At 75.7% G+C, this 15,876-nt stretch carries 12 protein-coding genes; 7 read left to right on the plus strand and 5 right to left on the minus strand.

The window, feature by feature from the left end; genetic code table 11:
* Positions 1-65 precede the first annotated feature (65 nt).
* Positions 66-2,000, minus strand: coding sequence for an ABC transporter ATP-binding protein (locus CK505_RS00370; protein WP_095649822.1), 1,935 nt, complete (start codon positions 1,998-2,000; stop codon positions 66-68).
* Between the two features lie 73 nt (positions 2,001-2,073).
* Here CK505_RS00370 and CK505_RS00375 point away from each other — a divergent pair, with 73 nt between their 5' ends.
* Complete coding sequence (locus tag CK505_RS00375) at positions 2,074-2,574, plus strand: MarR family winged helix-turn-helix transcriptional regulator (RefSeq protein WP_035925585.1); 501 nt, start codon at positions 2,074-2,076, stop codon at positions 2,572-2,574.
* A gap of 25 nt (positions 2,575-2,599) precedes the next feature.
* Here the strand turns inward: CK505_RS00375 and ald are convergent, their stop codons facing one another.
* The gene (gene ald, locus CK505_RS00380; protein WP_095649823.1) at positions 2,600-3,694 is read right to left on the minus strand and encodes an alanine dehydrogenase; all 1,095 of its coding nucleotides are present in this window, start codon (positions 3,692-3,694) and stop codon (positions 2,600-2,602) included.
* Between the two features lie 75 nt (positions 3,695-3,769).
* Entirely contained in the window at positions 3,770-4,771 is a 1,002-nt protein-coding gene (locus CK505_RS00385) for a D-2-hydroxyacid dehydrogenase (protein ID WP_095649824.1), read from the minus strand.
* 64 nt (positions 4,772-4,835) lie between these two features.
* Here CK505_RS00385 and CK505_RS00390 point away from each other — a divergent pair, with 64 nt between their 5' ends.
* The 4 genes from CK505_RS00390 (at position 4,836) to CK505_RS00405 (ending at position 10,211) form a co-directional block, all read left to right on the plus strand.
* The gene (locus tag CK505_RS00390; RefSeq protein WP_095649825.1) at positions 4,836-6,107 is read left to right on the plus strand and encodes an aspartate aminotransferase family protein; all 1,272 of its coding nucleotides are present in this window, start codon (positions 4,836-4,838) and stop codon (positions 6,105-6,107) included.
* Positions 6,108-6,222: 115 nt separating this feature from the next.
* Positions 6,223-7,707 (plus strand): NAD-dependent succinate-semialdehyde dehydrogenase, encoded by a 1,485-nt coding sequence (locus CK505_RS00395; protein WP_095649951.1) that lies wholly within the window; start codon positions 6,223-6,225, stop codon positions 7,705-7,707.
* The gene (locus tag CK505_RS00400; protein WP_017833067.1) at positions 7,697-8,911 is read left to right on the plus strand and encodes a M24 family metallopeptidase; all 1,215 of its coding nucleotides are present in this window, start codon (positions 7,697-7,699) and stop codon (positions 8,909-8,911) included. The genes CK505_RS00395 and CK505_RS00400 overlap by 11 nt, the downstream gene beginning before the upstream one ends.
* A 4-nt stretch (positions 8,912-8,915) precedes the next feature.
* Positions 8,916-10,211 carry a PLP-dependent aminotransferase family protein gene (locus CK505_RS00405; protein ID WP_241975615.1) on the plus strand — a complete coding sequence of 432 codons (1,296 nt, stop codon included), beginning with the start codon at positions 8,916-8,918 and terminating at the stop codon, positions 10,209-10,211.
* A gap of 59 nt (positions 10,212-10,270) precedes the next feature.
* Here the strand turns inward: CK505_RS00405 and CK505_RS00410 are convergent, their stop codons facing one another.
* Both CK505_RS00410 and CK505_RS00415 read right to left on the minus strand, forming a co-directional pair.
* On the minus strand, positions 10,271-11,986 hold the full coding sequence (locus tag CK505_RS00410) for an alpha/beta-hydrolase family protein (protein ID WP_095649826.1): 1,716 nt from the start codon (positions 11,984-11,986) through the stop codon (positions 10,271-10,273).
* A 44-nt stretch (positions 11,987-12,030) separates the two neighbouring features.
* Positions 12,031-12,429, minus strand: a complete 399-nt coding sequence (locus CK505_RS00415; RefSeq protein WP_158279192.1) for a phage holin family protein — start codon at positions 12,427-12,429, stop codon at positions 12,031-12,033.
* 152 nt (positions 12,430-12,581) lie between these two features.
* On the opposite strand from CK505_RS00415, the gene CK505_RS00420 reads away from it, so the two are divergent.
* Entirely contained in the window at positions 12,582-15,401 is a 2,820-nt protein-coding gene (locus tag CK505_RS00420; protein WP_255250851.1) for a LuxR C-terminal-related transcriptional regulator, read from the plus strand.
* Positions 15,398-15,871, plus strand: coding sequence for an SHOCT domain-containing protein (locus tag CK505_RS00425; RefSeq protein ID WP_035925572.1), 474 nt, complete (start codon positions 15,398-15,400; stop codon positions 15,869-15,871). Before CK505_RS00420 ends, CK505_RS00425 begins: the two co-directional genes overlap by 4 nt.
* Positions 15,872-15,876 lie beyond the last annotated feature (5 nt).

Here is a 15,876-nt window from a genome sequence, read left to right on the forward strand (position 1 = left end):
GCACCGGCCGACCCGCGGGAGCCCGCGTGACCACGGACGTCCGTGGTCACGCGGGCTCCCGCGGGTCAGGAGGCGGCGCCGGGGCGCGGGCCGGCGCCGCCGGCCGGGCCGGTCCGGGCGGCCAGCCGGGCGAACGGGCCGCCGGCCGCGCGCAGCTCCCGCGGCGCGCCCCGCTCGACGATGCGTCCGCCCTCGAGCACCACGACCTGGTCGGCGTTCTCGACCGTGGAGAGCCGGTGCGCGATGGTCAGGGTCGTGCGGCCGGCGGCCAGCCGGTCGAGGGCCTCCTGGACCTGCGCCTCGGTGGTGTTGTCCAGCGCGCTGGTGGCCTCGTCGAGGACCAGCACGGGCGGGTTGCGCAGCACGGTCCGGGCGATGGCCAGGCGCTGCTGCTCCCCGCCGGAGAAGCGGTGGCCGCGCGCGCCGACCACGGTGTCCAGCCCATCCGGCAGCCCGGCGACGGTGTCGGCGACGCGCGCGGCGCCCAGGGCGGCCCACAGCTCGGCGTCGGAGGCGTCCGGATCGGCCAGCAGGAGGTTCGCGCGCACCGTGGCGTGCACCAGGTAGGTCTCCTGGGAGACGACGCCCACGATCCGGGCGAGGTCCGCCGGATCGATCTCCCGCACGTCGACGCCGTCGATCGTCACCCTGCCGTGGGCGACGTCGTTGAGCCGCGGCAGCAGGGAGCCGAGGGTGCTCTTGCCCGAGCCGGTGGGTCCGACCACCGCCGTGGTGGTGCCCGCCGGCAGCACCAGGTCGAGCTCGTGCAGGACGTCGGCCCCGTCGTCGTAGGCGTGGCGCACGCCCTCGAACCGGACCTCGCCGCGCACGGCGGCCGGGTCCAGCCGGACGGGCGCGGCGGGCGGGACGATCTGCGGCTCGAGGTCGAGGTACTCGAAGATCCTGCTGAAGAAGGCCAGCGCGGACACCCACTGCACGCCGATGTTCAGCAGACCCATGACGGGCCGGAAGATGGTCCCCTGCAGGGCGGTGAATGCCACGAGGGTGCCGATGGTCATGCCGCCGCTGGTGGCCGGGAAGCCGGCGGCCAGGTAGATCACGGCGGGGATGGCGGCGAAGACGATCTGCATGGTGGCCATCCGCCAGCGCCCGGCCAGCTGGCTGCGCAGCTCCAGGCCCACGAGCCGGTCGGAGCGCTCGGTGAAGCGCTCCGCGTCCCGCGCGGTGGTGCCCAGGGTCTTGGCCAGGCGGACCCCCGAGACGGACAGCCCCTCCTCCACCTGGGTGTGGAGCGCGGCGAGCTCCCGCTGGCGCTCGTCGGTGACGTCCCGGCGGATGAGGGCCACGCGGCGGGAGAGCCAGATCGCCGGCGGCAGCACCACCAGGGAGACGAGGCTCATCGCCGGGGACAGCGCCACCATGGCCACGGCCGTCGCCACGGCGGTGGTGAGGTTGGACGCCATGCCCGTGGCGGAGCTGGTGACCACGGACTGCATCCCCGCGATGTCGTGCGTGAGCCGCGACTGCACCTCCCCGCCCCGGGTCCGGGTGAAGAACCCCAGCGACTGGGCCTGCAGGTGGGTGAAGAGCTGCACGCGCAGCGCGTGCATCACCTGCTGGCCCATGGCGGTGGCCATCCAGGTCTGGACCACGCCGATCACGGAGGTGAGCGCCGCGACCCCGACCATCGGGGCGGTCAGCAGCACCAGCAGGCGGGTGTCGCCGCTCGGCAGGGCGTCGTCGATCACGCCGCGGACCAGGAACGGCTGGGCGAGGTTGACGACCGAGGACGCGGTGATGAGCACGACGACGAGCGCGATCGTGCCCCGGTGCGGGGCGAACAGCGCCGCGATCCGGCGCGGGCTGACGGGGTGCCGGGCGAGCTGCGTCCGGTCCGCGGGGTTCTGGCGCGCAGGCCGACCTCCGCCCCCGCCGCCTCCGGGACCGGCACCGGACAGGACGCCCGGGCTGTCGACCGGGGTGCCTCCGCCGTCGTGCGCCGGGGTGCGGACGCGCGCGGGGTGATGGGTCGTCGCCATGGGATCCTCCTCGGGAACTATCAAGGAGGTTACCTCTCTATGAGGTAGCCCGCAACGGGGATAGGATGACGCCATGCCCTACGACGCTCCCGATCCGGCCCGCCTGGGGGACCTGCTGCACGCCGTCTTCCGCCGGCTGCGCCGCCGGTGGGCCGAGCAGCTGGCCCCCTTCGGACTGACCCCGCACCAGTTCCGGGCGCTCGACGCCCTCGCCGGGTGCGCCGGCGGGCCGGGACACCGGCACGGCCCGGCCGGGACCTGCCGCCACGGCGGCGGGTCCGCCAGCCTGCGGGTGAAGGACCTCGCCGAGGCCCTGCGCATCGCCCCGCGGTCCGCCACGGAGGTGGTGGACCTGCTCGAGCAGAAGGGGCTCGTGGAACGGGTCCCGGACCCGTCCGACCGGCGGGCCACGCTGGTGGCGCTGACGCCCCGGGGCACCGGCCTGCGCGAGCGGGTCCGGGAGGACCGGCGCCGGGAGTCCGAGGAGTACTTCTCGCGGCTGGCCCCGGAGGACCGGGTCGAGCTGGAGCGGCTGCTCCGCCTGCTCACGGCGGACGGCCCGGCGCCGGACTGAGCCCCGGCGGGACGTCCGCCGGGACTCAGTCCAGCTGCGCGGGCAGGTCCGCGAAGGCCTCCGCCACCCCGGCGTGCCGGATCCTGCCGGCGGCCGTGTTGAGCCCGGCCGCGAACTCCGGATCGGCGGCCAGGGCCTGCTCCGGGCCGCGGGCCAGGCGCCGCAGATAGGGCGTGGTGGCGTTGGCGAGGGCCCGGGTCGCGGTGCGCGGCACGGCGCCGGGCATGTTCGCCACGCAGTAGTGGGTGATGCCGTCCACCTCGAACGTCGGGTCGTCGTAGGTGGTCGGGTGGGAGGTCTCGAAGCACCCGCCCTGGTCGATGGCGACGTCCACGAGCAGGGCGTGGTCGTGCAGCACCGCGAGGTGCTCGCGGCGCACGAGCTTGGGCGCCGCCGCCCCCGGGACGAGCACCGCCCCGATCACCACGTCCGCCCCGGAGATCTCCTCCTCGAGCACGTGCTCGTCGCTCATCAGCACGCGGGCCCGGTGCCCGAGCAGGTCGGTGAGCTCGCGGATCCGCACGCCGTTGGCGTCGAGGACCGTGACGTCGGCCATCAGCCCCGAGGCCATCAGGGCGGCCTGCGTGCCCACGACCCCGCCGCCGACCACCACGACCTTGGCCGCGGCGACGCCGGGGACCCCGCCCATCAGGAGCCCGGGGCCGCCGGCGTTGGACTGCAGGTGGTGGGCGGCGGACTGCGCGGCGAGCCGGCCCGCGATCTCGGACATCGGCTGGAGCAGGGGCAGGGTCCGGCCGGCGCGGACGGTCTCGAAGGCCACGGCGGTGGTGCCCGCCTCCAGCAGCGCCTCGGTGAGCGGGCGGTCGGCGGCCAGGTGCAGGTACGCGAAGAGCGTGAGGTCGGGGCGCAGGAACCCGTACTCCTCGGCCACCGGCTCCTTCACCTTGACCAGCAGCTCCGCCCGCTCCCACACGGCGGACCGGTCGACCACCTCGGCCCCCGCGGCGGTGTAGGCGTCGTCGTCGAACCCGGAGCCCTCCCCCGCGCCGGTCTCCACGAGCACCTCGTGGCCGTCCCGCACGAGCTGGGTCACCCCGGCGGGCACGAGGCCCACCCGCCGCTCGGCCGGCTTGATCTCTCTGGGAACTGCTACGCGCATGGTCCGTGCTCTCCTCTCGTCGTGGCCCGCCGGCACGGGACCCGCGGCGCCGTCGCCGGCGGTCCCGCCGCCCCCTCACCGGGAGCGGACGTAGCCGGCGTCCTTGTCCACCTGGTCGACCAGCCGCTCCCCGGCCGTCCAGCGCCGGAGGTTGTCCTCGAACTGGGCGGCGAGCTCGTCCCGCCACCCCTCCACGTCCCCGCACATGTGCGCGGACACGTGCACATTGTCCATCGCCCAGAAGGGGTGGTCCCGCGGAAGGGGCTCCGTGTCGAAGACGTCCAGGGTCGCGGCGGCCGGACGCCCCGCCCGGAGGGCCTCCAGCAGCGCGTCCTCGTCCACCAGCGCGCCCCGGCCCACGTTCACGAGGTGGGCGTGCGGGGACATCGCCGCGAGCACCCGGGGGCCCACGATCCCGTGCGTCCGCCCGGTCAGCGGGGCGGCCAGCACCACGTGGTCCGCCCACCCGGCGTGCTCGGCCAGCTCGGCGGCGGGGACGACGGTCCCGAAGTCCGGGTCCTCCGTCCGCGCCGTGCGCCCGGCGCCGCGGACCTCCACCCCCACCGCCCGCAGCAGCCTGGCGGTGGCGCGGCCGATCCCCCCGGTGCCCACGACGAGGGCCGTGGAGCCCTGGGTGCGCCGCAGCTCGCGGTGCACCCACCGGTGCTCGCGCTGCAGCCGCGCGCTCCGGTGCAGCTGCTTGTCCTGGGCCAGGACCGCGGCGAGGACGAACTCGGCGATGGGCCGGTCGAAGACGCCGTGCGCGTTGGTCACCAGCACCGCCGAGGAGCGCAGCGCCGGGAACAGCACGGCGTCCACCCCGGCGGCCGCGACGTGCACCCAGCGCAGCCCCGTCGCGGCGTCCCACGCGCCGGCGAGCGCGTCCGAGAAGAAGTCCCACAGCAGCAGCACCTCCGCCGGGCGCCGCCCGCCGGTCCCCGCGAGGGCGTCGGCGAGACCCTCGCGCGTCACCACCGTGACGTCGGCGAGGGCACGGAGGGCGTCCTCGTTGCCGGGCGGTGGCGTGCCCTCGGCGGTCAGCACGACGACACGGGGCGGCTCGCGCACGGTGCTCATGGGGCCACCCTACGGGGGCGGTCCGATTGTTGACAATCTGCACGGGCTGTTCCCATGATGAGCCATGACCTCACTGAGTCCGCTTCTGAAGCAGGCGACCCCGGTCGTCGTCGACTCCGCCCGGGGCTGCTGGATCTCCGGCACGGACGGGCGCGAGTACCTGGACTTCACCACCGGGATCGGGGTGACCAGCACGGGCCACTGCCACCCCCGGGTGGTCGAGGCGGCCCGCGAGCAGGTCGGCCGGGTCATCCACGCCCAGTACACGACCGTGCTGCACCCCCCGCTGCTCGAGCTCACCGAGAAGCTGGGCGAGGTCCTGCCGCCGGGCCTGGACTCCGTGTTCTACGCCAACTCCGGCTCCGAGGCGGTCGAGGCCGCGGTGCGGCTGGCCCGGATGGCCACGGACCGGCCCAACGTGGTGGTCTTCCAGGGCGGCTTCCACGGCCGCACGGTGGCCGCGGCGACCCTCACCACAGCGGGCACCCGGTTCTCCGCCGGCTTCTCCCCGCTCATGGGCGGGGTGCACATGGCCCCGTTCCCCTACGCCCACCGCTACGGGTGGGACGAGCGGACGGCGGTCGACTTCGCCCTGCGGGAGCTGGACTACCTCCTGGTGACCCGGACGGCGCCCGAGGACACCGCGGCCCTCCTGATCGAGCCCGTGCTCGGCGACGGCGGCTACCTGCCCACCCCGCCGGCCTTCCTCGAGGGGCTGCGGGAGCGGGCCGACCGGCACGGGATCCTGCTGGTGCTGGACGAGGTGCAGGCCGGGGTGGGGCGGACCGGGCGGTTCTGGGGCCACCAGTTCGCGGACGTGGTCCCGGACGTGCTGATCACCGCGAAGGGTCTCGCCTCGGGCTTCCCGATCTCGGCGATCGCGGCGCCGACCGCGCTGATGGAGCGGGGCTGGCCCGGCTCGCAGGGCGGGACCTACGGCGGCAACGCCGTGGCCGCCGCGGCGGCCTGCGCCACCCTGGACGTGGTCCGCGACGAGGACCTGGTGGAGAACGCGCGGGTCCGCGGGGACCAGCTGCAGGCGGGGCTGCGGCCCCTGCAGCAGCGCTACCCCGGGATCAGCGACGTCCGCGGCCGCGGGCTGATGCAGGGCGTCGAGTTCGCGCAGGAGGACGGCTCCCCGGACGCCGCCGCCGCGCTCGCGGTGCAGCAGGCCACCACCGGCCACGGGCTGCTCACCCTGACCTGCGGGCCGGCCGGCAACGTGGTCCGGCTGATCCCCGCCCTGGTGGTCTCCGAGCAGGAGGTCCGCACCGGCCTCGAGCGCTTCGAGGCCGCCCTGGCCGAGGTCCTCGCCGGGGCGGCGGCGACCGCATGAGCCCCGCCCCGTCCCGCACCGCGCCCGGACGCACCGGATCCCGCCCCGCACCCCGCGCCGATCCCGACCGGAAGGACACCCCGTGACCGACTCCGCCGCCCCCACCACCGCCCCCATCACCGCCTCCGAGAACGTCCTGCGCCGGTCCCGGGAGGCCGTTGCCGGGGTCAGCACCGGGGTCTTCGTCGACGGCGAGTGGGCCGAGGCCGCCTCCGGGCGCCGCTTCGCCGTGGTGGACCCGGCCACCGAGGAGGTCGTCGCCACGGTGGCGGACGGCGGCCCGGAGGACGCCGCCCGGGCGATCGAGGCCGCGGGGCGGACCCAGAAGGACTGGGCGCGGACCGCGCCCCGCGAGCGCGGGGAGATCCTGCGCCGCTCCCACGACCTGATCATGGCCCGCCGGGACGAGCTCGCGCTGGTGATGTCCACGGAGATGGGCAAGCCCCTGGCCGAGGCCCGCGGGGAGGTCGCCTACGCCGCCGAGTTCTTCCGCTGGTTCTCCGAGGAGGCCGTGCGGATCGGCGGGGACATGACCCTCTCGGGCGACGGGAGGACCCGGATCCTGGTCTCCAAGGAGCCGGTGGGGCCCTGCGTGCTGGTCACCCCGTGGAACTTCCCGCTGGCCATGGGCACCCGCAAGATCGGCCCGGCCGTCGCGGCCGGCTGCACGATGGTCTTCAAGCCCGCGAACCTCACACCGCTGTCCTCCCTGGCCCTCGTGGACGTCCTGGTGGAGGCCGGGCTGCCGGCGGGGGTGCTCAACGTCGTGTGCACCTCGAGGGCCTCCTCGGTGGTCGGGCCCTGGATGTCCTCGGGGATCGCCCGCAAGATCTCCTTCACCGGCTCCACCGAGGTGGGGGTGCGGCTGCTCGAGCAGGCGGCCCAGCACGTCATGCGCTCGTCCATGGAGCTGGGCGGCAACGCCCCCTTCATCGTGTTCGAGGACGCCGACCTCGACGTGGCGGTCGAGGCCGCGATGACCGCGAAGATGCGCAACATGGGCGAGGCCTGCACGGCGGCCAACCGCCTGTTCGTCCACCGCTCCGTGGCCGGGGAGTTCTCCGCACGCCTCGCGGAGCGCATGGGCTCCCTCACCGTGGGCCACGGCGTGGCCGAGGGCACCCAGGTGGGCCCCCTCGTCGAGGAGAAGGCCCTGGCCAAGGTGGAGGAGCTCGTGGACGACGCCCTGGCCCGGGGGGCGTCCGTGCTGTGCGGGGGACGCCGGGCCGGGGGCCGGGGCTGGTTCTACGCCCCCACCGTGCTGTCCGGGGTCAGCCCCGAGGCCGCGCTCATGTCCCAGGAGATCTTCGGGCCGGTGGCGCCCGTGGTGGCGTTCGACTCCGAGGAGCAGGTGCTCGGGTGGGCCAACGACACCCCGTGGGGGCTCGTGGGCTACCTCTTCACCCGCGACGTGGACCGCAGCTTCCGCGTCAGCGAGGCCCTCGAGGTCGGCATGGTCGGGATCAACACGGGGCTGGTCTCCAACCCGGCGGCGCCCTTCGGCGGGGTCAAGGCCTCGGGCCTCGGGCGCGAGGGCGGCCGCACGGGCATCGAGGAGTTCCTCGAGACGAAGTACACGGCGGTGCCCCGTGGCCGATGACACCGTGGCCGGTCCGGACGTCCGCCCCGCGCTGTTCCCCGACGCGGAGTACGCCGCCCGGCTGCGCGCGGTGCGGGGGCGGATGGCGGAGCAGGGCCTGGGCGCGCTGCTGGTGACCGACCCCGCGAACCTGTTCTACCTGACGGGCTACGACGCCTGGTCCTTCTACACCCCGCAGCTGCTGTTCGTGCCGGCGGAGGGCGAGCTGCTGCTGTTCCTGCGGGAGATGGACGCCAACGGCGCGTTCCGCACGGCCCGGCTGGACCCCGGGCAGATCGTCGGCTACCCCGAGCGCTACGTGCACCGCCCGCACCTGCACCCCTTCGACTGGGTGGCCTTCGCCCTGCGCCGCCGCGGCCGGGTCGCCCCGGCCGCCCGGGGGTGCGTGGGCCTGGAGATGGACTCCCACTTCTTCTCCCCCAAGGGCTACCGCTCGCTCGTCAACGCCCTCCCGGAGTGGACCCTCGTGGACGCCTTCGACCTCGTGAACTGGGTGCGGGCCGTGAAGTCCCCGGCGGAGATCCAGTACCTGCGCACGGCCGCCCGCGTCACGACGGCCGCGATGCAGGCCGCGATCGACACGATCGAGCCCGGGGTCCCGCAGCACCTCGTCGCGGCGCAGGTGGCCCGGGCCCAGGTCGAGGGGGTCGACGACGCGTGGGGGGACTTCCCGGCCATGGTCCCGATGCTCCCCACCGGGGCCTCCGCCGACACCCCGCACCTCACGTGGTCGGACCGGGTGCTGCGGGAGGGCGACGCCGTGGTGGTGGAGCTCGCCGGGGTGCACCGGCGCTACCACGTGCCGCTGGCCCGCACGGTGATGCTCGGCCCGCCCACGGCCGAGCTGGGCCTGCTCGAGGAGGCCGTGGCCTCGGGGCTCGAGGCCGTGCTCGACGTCACCGCCGCGGGCGTCCCGGTGCGCGAGCTCGCGAGCACCTGGAACTGGGCGCTCGCGGAGTTCGGGCTCGAGAAGCCCAGCCGGCTCGGCTACTCCGTGGGCATCGGCTATCCCCCCGACTGGGGCGAGCGCACCATCAGCATCCGCTCGGAGGACGAGAGCGTGCTCGCCGAGAACATGACGTTCCACCTCATCTGCGGCATGTGGATGACCGGGTACGGCTACGAGGTCTCCGAGTCGATCCGCATCACCGCCACCGGGACGGAGGCCCTGACCTCCTTCCCCCGAGCCCTCATCAGGAAGTGATCCCATGACCACCACCGCCGCCTCCCTCACCACCGTGGCCGGCCTGCGCACCACCCCCACCGCGGGGGTGGGCGGCGACCCCGCCCGGGGCCTGCTGCCCCTGGCCCGCCGGGCGGACGGGCTCGTGGGGTCGGTCATCGACTCCTCGACGTCCCTGCTCGCCGCCCAGACCCACGACATCGTCCGCTTCGCGATGGGCGCCCCGGCCGCCGAGGTGATCCCCACGGAGCAGTTCCGGCGGATCGCCGCCGAGGTCCTCGGCGCCGGCTCGTTCACGTACGGGGCCACGGAGGGCGAGCCCGGTCTGCTCGAGACCGTCGTGGCCCACCACTCCACGACCCCGGAGCCGACCCGGCCCGAACGGCTCGTCATCACCTCCGGCGGCATGCAGGGCCTCGACCTCGCGTTCAAGCTCTTCGTGGACCCTGGCGACCTCGTGGTGGTCGAGTCCCCCACCTACACGAACGGCTCCGGCACCGCCCTCAGCTACGGCGCGGACCTGCTCGAGGTCCCCGTCGACGAGGACGGCATGGACGTGGACGCGCTGGAGACGCTGGTCGCCGAGACCGGGCGCACCCCGCGGGCGGTCTACACGATCCCGAACTTCCAGAACCCCTCCGGCACCACGCTGAGCGAGCCGCGCCGGCGGCGCCTCCTGGACCTCGCGCACCGGTGGGGCTCCGTGATCATCGACGACGACCCGTACGGGGGCCTGCGCTTCGCCGGCGAGGACGTCCCCGGGTTCCGGGAGATCAGCCCGGACGACCCGCTCGTGTTCTCGGTGCGGACCTTCTCCAAGGTCCTCGCCCCGGGGCTGCGCGTGGGGTGGGTGGACGCCGACCCTCGGCTGCGGAGGCTGCTGATCGCAGGCAAGCAGGCCATGGACACCTGCACGAACGTCCCCGGTCAGCACATCGTGGAGCGGTTCGTGCGCCAGGGCGGCTACGACGACCACCTGGCCGGCCTGCGCACGGAGTACCGGCGGCGCAAACAGGCCATGGACGCCTCGATCGCCCGTCACCTGGGCTCCCGGGTGGTCACGACCGACCCCGAGGGCGGCTTCTTCCTGTGGGTGACCCTGCAGGGCGACGACGCGGCCGTGGCCACGCCCCGGCTGTTCGAGATCGCCCTCGCCGAGGGGGTCGCCTTCATCCCCGGTCCCGCGCTGTCCCCCTCGGGCCGGTTCCAGGACGCCTTCCGGCTGTGCTTCGCCTCCACGAGCCCGGAGCGCACGGAGGTGGGCGTGCAGCGCCTGGCCCGGGCCCTGGACCTCGCCCGGGCGGAGCTGACGGGGCGGTAGCACCGGGCCGGCCCGGGACCCGGCGGCAGGGACGACCGCGCCCCGCCCGGCCGCCGGCCTCAGTCCGCCCCGGCGTCCTCGTAGGGGTAGGCGGCGATGACCTCCCGGACGCGGTCCAGGGCCGGCCCGTCCAGGCCGTGGTCCGGCAGGACGGCGGCCCACGCGTCCACGGCGACGTCCCCGTAGTTGTGCCCGTGGCCGGCCGGGACGGCCTCGCCCAGGACCATGTCCACGGCCAGCTGGAGGTAGGTCAGGAGCGGGATCCACACCATCGCGTCGCTCACGTCCGCGGCGCGCCCGCCCTCGGCCTGCGGTCCCGCCAGCCACTCCGGCCGCTGCCAGATCACGGCGGGGTCCAGCCAGGTGATGGGGTCCGTGGCGTGCTGGAGGTAGGCGATCCGCGGGCGCTCCCACGGCCCGGGCACGGCGTCGAAGTCCCCCGGGACGGAGAGCCAGCGCACGGTCCGGCCCTGGTCCAGGACCGGCTGCCACACGGGGCTGCCGGGGTCGCGGCCCTCCTGCAGGCTCCGCCAGGGCTGGGCGTTGTTCGGCGGGCCGGTGAACACGGCGCCGTCCGTGCGGCGGGTCATCTCCGGGACGTCGGCGAACACGGACTGCATCCCGGAGGCGCCGAGGCTCAGCCCGTACACCACCAGCCGGGGACGGTCCCCCGCCGGCATCCGCGCCCACTCGGCGTGCACGGCGTCGAACAGCGCCCGGCTCGAGGCGCGGGGCAGCTCCGGGGCGAAGAGGAAGGAGACCCAGCTGGGCTGGTAGGAGTACTGCGTGGCCACGATCGCCGTGCGCCCCGCGTTGAGGTACTCCACGGTGTCCACGGACTGGCGCTCGAGCCAGCCCGACCCGGTGGGCGCGGCCACCACCAGCACCTCCCGCTCGAAGCCGCCGGTGCGGCGCAGCTCGTCCACGGCCAGGGCGGCGCGCTCCTCGGCCGTCTCGGCCTGGTCCAGCCCCACGTAGACCCGCACCGGCTCCGCCGCGGGACGGCCCGTGACCTCCTCGATCTGCGCCGAGGTGGGCCCGCCGCCGACGAAGGCGCGGCCCTGCATGCCGAGCGCCTCCCAGCGCACCGGCGAGTCCCCGCCCGCCGAGCGCCACCGGGAGCCGGGCTCGGCCACGCCCTCGGGGGTCGTCGCGTCCCGTGCCGCGTAGACCCGGTCCGCCGCGGCCAGCACGCCGAGCACCACGAGCAGGACGGCCAGGAGGACGGCCGTGCCCGCGGCGGCCACGGAGACGGCCGAGGCCGCGCCCGCGCCGGCGCCGCGACGGCGGGCGAGGTCGCGGGCGCGCCGCCGCACGGCGCCCAGCGCGCCCAGGAGCCCCAGTCCCGCCGCGGAGGTCAGCGCCCAGGACAGCAGGAACGGGCCCAGCCCGGCGGCGGCCCGAGGGGGCATGTCCACGTTCGCGCGGACGTCGTTCTGCCACTCGACCACCAGGGCGGACAGGGCCAGCGAGCCCAGGACCACGAGGACGGCGGCCGCCGCCCACTCCCGCACGGCGGTCCGGCGGGAGCCGCGCCCGGAGCCCCGGGCCGGTGGGAGTCCGCCGGTGCGGCGGGCGGCAGCGGCCCGGAGCACGAGCCCCACGAGCAGGACCCCCAGGCCGTGGCCGAGCGTGAAACCGACCCCGGCGAGAAAGCCCTGGAAGACGGGCGGCCGCGGCAGCAGGGAGGGCGTCACCGCCGCCACGGAGAGGCCGAGCCCGAGCACGAGGCCGATCGAGCGCGCCACGGCGGGGGCGCTGGAACCGGGGTCCATGGCACGAGCGTAGTCGCCGCCCCTCCCGGCGCCTGCGGGGCGCCTCACCCGCGAGTGGCGGGGGCCGGACCGGTGCGCTGGGCGCGCGCGGCCAGGAGCCGATCGGCCACCAGGGACAGCACGGCGGCGAAGACCGAGATGAGCAGCGCCGCCAGCGCGGCGACGAGCAGCCCGGAGACGGCCAGCAGGCCCGTCAGGGCGGAGAAGACCCAGATGAGCACCGCGTTCACCGCCAGGGTGAGCAGCGCCAGCAGCACCACCGACCCCGGCTGGGGCAGCCGGGCGGTGACGAGCGGCACGAGCACGTTGCAGAGGCCGATGAACAGCGCCACCACCAGGTGGGAGAGCAGACCGCCCTGGATGGAGAACCCCGGGAGCAACCACGCGGTGAGCTCGACCGCCCCCGCCAGCACCGCCCACCGCACGAGAAGCGACACGACCATGGCTGTCTCCTGTCCTGCTGCGCCCCGCTGCCTGCCGGACGGTGCTCCCACTGTCGCGCCCACGGCCGGGCCCCGCATCACCCGCGACGGGTGATGCGGCGGGCCGGCCGGACACAATTCCGGCATCCGGGCTCCTGGAGTAGCCTCCAAGCATGACGGGCGAACGGAGCGGGGCTCGTCCACCGCCGCCGGAACCGCTGTCCGCCACGCGCTCCTCGATCCCCCGGGTGCCCGCCAGGACGGTGCGCCGCCCGCGTCTCGAGCGGATGCTCGACGCCGGGGTGGCCGCCGGCACCGTGGTCGTCTCCGCCCCGGCGGGGGCGGGCAAGACGCTGCTCGTGTCGGGGTGGGCCGCACCGCGCCGCCCGCCCGTGGCCTGGCTGTCGGTGGAGCCCGAGGACCGGGACCCCCAGCAGCTCTGGGCCCGCGTCCTGGCGTCCCTGCAGGCCGCGCCCGACGTCGGCCCCGGGAGCGCCCTGGCCGGTCTGCGCGCCCCGCCGACCCACGATCCCCGCTTCGTCGACCTCCTGGTGGAGGCCTGCGGGCTGCTCCCGGCGCCGCGGGTGCTCGTGCTCGACGACCTGCACCGCATCGCGGGCTCGCCCGCCGAGGAGACCCTGGCCGCGGCGGCCCGGAAGGACCTCGGCGCCCTCCGCCCGGTGATCGCCACCCGCAGCGACCCGGACCTGCCGCTGCAGCGGCTGCGGCTGAGCGGCCGGCTGACGGAGCTCCGCGCCGACGCCCTCCGCTTCGACCCCGCGGAGGCCCTGGAGCTCCTCGCCGCCCAAGAGGTCGCCCCCACACCGCCGCAGCTGGCCGTGCTGCTGACGAGGACGGAGGGCTGGGCGGCAGGGCTCCGTCTCGCCGCGCTGGCCCTCGAGGGCGCCGAGGACGTGGGCGCGGCCGTCCGCGGACTGGCCGGGGACCAGCGCGGTCCCGCCGACTACTTCACCGAGGAGGTCCTCGCGCAGCAGGAGCCCGCGCTGACCCGGTTCCTGCTCGACACCTGCGTGGTCCGGCGCGTCTCGGGCGAGCTCGCCGACACCCTGACGGGCCGCAGCGACGGCCAGCGGCTGCTGGCCAGGCTCGAGCACGAGAACCTCTTCGTGGTCGCCCTCGACGACCGGCGGGAGTGGTACCGCTACCACCACCTCTTCGCCGACCTGCTGCGCCACCGGCTCAGGGCGGAGGACCCCGCGCGGCAGGCCGTCCTGCACCGGCGCGCCGCGGGCTGGTTCGCGGCCCACGGGGAGCTGCTCGAAGCGGCCCGGCACCTGCGCGCGGCGCAGGACTGGCCGGCGCTGGCCCGGTTCGTCCTGCGCAGCGCCGGCGCGGAGGTCCTGGGCACGGACCGCGCGGCCGTCGTCGCGCTGCTCAGCGGCGTGCCGGACGAGCTGGTCGCCCGGGACTGCGAGGTGGCCGCCGCGGTCGCCGCCGTGCGCTACGCCGCCTACGACCCGGTGGGGGTCGCCTCCCACGCCGCGCGCGCCCGCGAGCTGCTGCTCCGGCTGTCCGCGCAGGACGCCCGGCTGACCACGGTGGTGCTCTCCACGCTCGACGCCGTTCTGGCGTGGATGCACGCGGACGCCACCGAGCAGGTCCGCCGTTCCAGGACCGCGATCCGGCAGCTGGACGAGGTGCTCCCCGAGGAGCTCCCGGCCGCCCCCGTGTACCGCATCGCCACCGCCACGGTGCTGGCCATGGGCCTCCTGTGGACCGGTGAGCTCGGCGCCGCCGAGACCACCCTCACCCGGACGGTGGCAGCTCTCGCGGACCGCTCCGCCATGACCCCGGTGCTCGCGCTGCACCTGCACGGGAACCTCGCCGCCCTGAAGGCGATGCGCGGCCGGCTGCGGGAGGCTCGCCGCGAGGTGGACGTCGCACTGGCCGTCGCGGAGGAGTCCGGCTGGACCTTCCTCCCGCTGACGGCCACGGCGTTCCTGGCGGAGGCGGTGATCCGGCTCCTGGAGCACGACGTCGGGGCCTGCGCCGCCGCCCTCGACCGCGGGAGGGCGTGCGTGGGCCGGGTGCCGGACCGCTACGCGGAGACCGGCCTGGCCCTGGTGGGCGTGCGGCTCGAGCTCTCGAAGGGGGACGTGACCGCGGCCCGGCACCTCCTGGGGCGGCTGCGCGGGAGCACGCAGGACTGGGCGATGCCGGACTTCCTCGCCCAGTGGTGCGAGCTGGTCCGGGCCGAGATCCTCCTGGCGGAGGGACGGCCCGCCGCCGTCCCGGCGCTGCTCGGCGACCCGCCCGTCACCGCCCCGTCCCGGGGGCGGCCCCACGGGCACCGGATCGTCCTGCGGGCCCGGGCCCTGCTGGAGACCAACGACCCCGCGCAGTGCCTGCGGCAGCTGCAGCACCTGTTCCGGGAGACCGAGGTGGACGGAGGACCCGCCGTCGAGGCCTGGCTGCTGGCGGCCCTCGCCCACGACCGGCTCCGCGACGAGGTGCAGGCCCATGCCTGCCTCGGGCGTTGTCTGGCCGTGGCGGCCCCCGAGCACATCGTGCGCCCCTTCCTGCTCGTGGACGGGCAGCGGGTCAGGAGACTGCTGGAGCTGCACCGGCGGGCCGTGGGCACGCACCGGGAGTTCGTCGGGACCGTCCTGGACCTCCTCGGCGGCAGCACCCCCACCCGCGCACCGGCCGTGCTGGAGTCGCTGACCAGCCGCGAGCGCAGCGTGCTCCTGCTGCTGCCGACGATGATGAGCAACACGGAGGTCGGCGCCGAGCTGTACTTGTCGGTGAACACCGTCAAGGCGCACCTGAAGTCCCTGTACCGCAAGCTCGGCGTCAGCACCCGGCGGGAGGCCGTGCTCCGCGCCCGGACGCTCGGCCTCCTGGAGCACACGACCCTCGACGGGTCCCCTGGATCACCCGCGCCGGGTGAGGCCCGGCCCGCGGCGGAGCGGGACCCTGGAGGTGAACCCGGGGACGCCGAGAGCCCCGCCGGACCGGGGAGGACCTCATGAACTTCTGGGAGTTTCTGTGGCTGCTGGTGATCTGGACGCCGCTGGCCCTGCTCTGGGGCGTGGCGCTGGTCGACATCACCCGCCGTGAGGACATCAGGGGCGGGACGAAGGTGCTGTGGGCGCTCGTGATCGTCCTGCTGCCGTTCGTGGGACCGCTGGTCTATCTCCTCACCCGGTCCGTCGGCGCCGCCGAGGAGCAGCGCCTCGCGGCGGCCCGGTCGCGTCCGGGGCCGGGTGACGGGGGCCGTGCCCACCAGCTGACGCTCCTGGCGGACCTCCGGGACCGCGGCGCGCTGACCGCTGGGGAGTTCGAGGCCGAGAAGGCCCGGCTCCTGGGCGATGGCTCCCCGGGCGCGGACGGGCCGGCCGCCGGCGGCACGACCGCAGCGCCGTCGTCGTCGACGGGCGGCGGCGCGGAGGACGGTGCGGAGGACGACGCCGCGGGCCGGGCGGCGGCGCGGACGGTCTGAGGCCG

It is taken from the genome of Kocuria sp. WN036, assembly GCF_002287015.1.
Lineage (GTDB): Bacteria > Actinomycetota > Actinomycetes > Actinomycetales > Micrococcaceae > Kocuria > Kocuria rosea.